This window comes from Pseudomonas sp. MT3 (genome assembly GCF_054720805.1).
In genome coordinates this window covers 1-562 of sequence record NZ_JBTVPY010000055.1, presented here as the reverse complement: position 1 = coordinate 562, position 562 = coordinate 1, and the positions used below count along the sequence as shown (strand labels likewise).

At 53.4% G+C, this 562-nt stretch carries 1 protein-coding gene; it reads left to right on the top strand.

What is annotated here, in order from left to right; genetic code table 11:
• On the top strand, window positions 1-272 hold a 272-nt coding region (locus tag ACYCAX_RS26555; RefSeq protein ID WP_460249215.1), incomplete at its 5' end, for a hypothetical protein.
• Between the last annotated feature and the right edge of the window lie 290 nt (window positions 273-562).

Here is a 562-nt window from a genome sequence, read left to right as displayed (position 1 = left end):
TCATTATGAGGCTTGGAGGTGTCTACGAAACTAGGGGCGATTCATGTGTCGAGGACGCTGCTGTCTTGAAGGCAATTGACATCGAGCAACAGTACTACTCAGAAACCGGTATCAAGGTTTCCACCCATGCAATCACCAAGGACCTTACGCAACTCGGTTGCAAGCAGAAACGTTCCAATGCTGGCCGCTGGTGGATCACTCCGAAGGGTTTGGCTGATGGTCTATCTGATACGTCCACGCCGGCTGACCTGCAAAAAGCTTACGCCGCGTGACGGTTATCGTGACGCTCGTGACGCTTGCGTGACGGTTTGCCTGGAGGAGCGTCACGCCTGTAAACCCCTCGTGACGTGGGGTCTAGAGGATTCGTGACGTTCGTGACGCTTTTGCACAGTCTTTTTTATATTAGTAACAGTACGCGAAGAGCAAGGAACGAAGTGCCAACGAAGTGAACTTGCTATTCGCGGACGAAGGAGTGGCTTGCCACGACTGAAGTGCTCGCGTTCTCCCGCCCTCCTCAACGTAAGCGTCCAGCCAAGTCACCTTCCGAACTCCAGCATTAAGG